The organism is Streptosporangium sp. NPDC002524 (assembly GCF_040295985.1).
Lineage (GTDB): Bacteria > Actinomycetota > Actinomycetes > Streptosporangiales > Streptosporangiaceae > Streptosporangium.
This window is the reverse complement of sequence record NZ_JBEOWK010000080.1, coordinates 1-1,243: the sequence shown is the minus strand read 5'-3', so window position 1 is coordinate 1,243 and position 1,243 is coordinate 1. Positions and strand designations below refer to the sequence as shown.

The following is a 1,243-nucleotide window of genomic DNA, read 5'->3' as shown; positions in this document are numbered from 1 at the left end:
ATCAACTGATTGATAAAGATTTCCCAAGAGTAGCTATTACCTTCTCAACCAATCCGGATCAATTAGAAAAAAATGAACAAGACGATGAATTAGTAGAGATCATGAAAGAGTATGCGAAACAGTTTGATGCTTCTCCTTATCAAGATGAGAAACTCTACAATCAAAATATTAATAAACGGTTGGCCCGTAAGGAAAAGCAATATCAATCGGATGGTCAGTGGCTAGATTTTGTCATTGTTGTCGATCGTTTATTGACAGGCTTTGATTCTCCAACGATTCAAACCTTATATATTGATCGAGAAATGAACTATCAAAAGCTCCTTCAAGCGTTCTCAAGAACGAATCGTATTTATACAGGAAAAGATTCTGGGTTGATTGTCTCTTTTAGAAAGCCCTTCACCATGAAAGAAAATGTGCAAAACACGTTTCGTCTATTCTCAAATGAAAATCAAAACTTTGATCAACTGATTCCAAGAGAATATGAAGAAGTCAAAAAAGAATTTATCGAATGTTCAACACTTTATAAACAAAGCGAAGCCGACCTATCGGATAAACCCAATGATCTTAAAACGATGATTGCGCAAGTGAGTGCTTATCAAAAGCTAGAAAAGAGTTATAAAGCGCTCCGAAGCTATGATCAATACGAAGAGGACTTTGAAGCATTTTCAGAAGTAGTGGAGCAGATGCCACAATATCAAGGTAAAACGGAAAATGTTAAAACAAAGATTAAAGAAATGATCGAGGATGAGGAGCATCCTGAGGAAGACTTCGAGAAGCTTTTACAAGAGATTGCTTTTTCTTCGCAGCTCAATGCGACACATAAAGACATCGTGGATAGTTTTTATATTAATCAACTTTTGAAAGCGATTCAATTAAACGAAGCAGGGGCCGTTGAAAAATTTGAAAAAGAAATCCAACAAAAGGATCCTCAAATCCAAAAGATGTATCACACCTTGAAAGATCAACTCGTCAATACTACTGAAGAGATCGATGTGGCTCAATTAAAAGAGACTTCGATTCAAAATGAAATTCAAAGACAACTTCAAAAAGAAGCCGAAGAATTTGGATTATCCTTCGACTTTTTACAGTCTGCAATGAATGAATATCAAGGCGATAAGAAAACGATCCCTTATTTAACTCATTTACTGGATTCGATGACCCTTAGTAAAGAAGAGTTTGAAGCCAAAACGGGTGAAAAATACAGAAGAAGAACAAAAGTTTTAGAAGAACGACTACAACAAAA

Annotated in this window: 1 protein-coding gene; it reads left to right on the top strand. The window is 35.5% G+C overall.

All coding sequences use genetic code 11. From position 1 onward, the window contains the following. Positions 1-1,243 (top strand): type I restriction enzyme subunit R domain-containing protein (locus ABT053_RS43345; protein ID WP_350978031.1); only part of this gene is annotated, 1,243 nt, incomplete at both ends.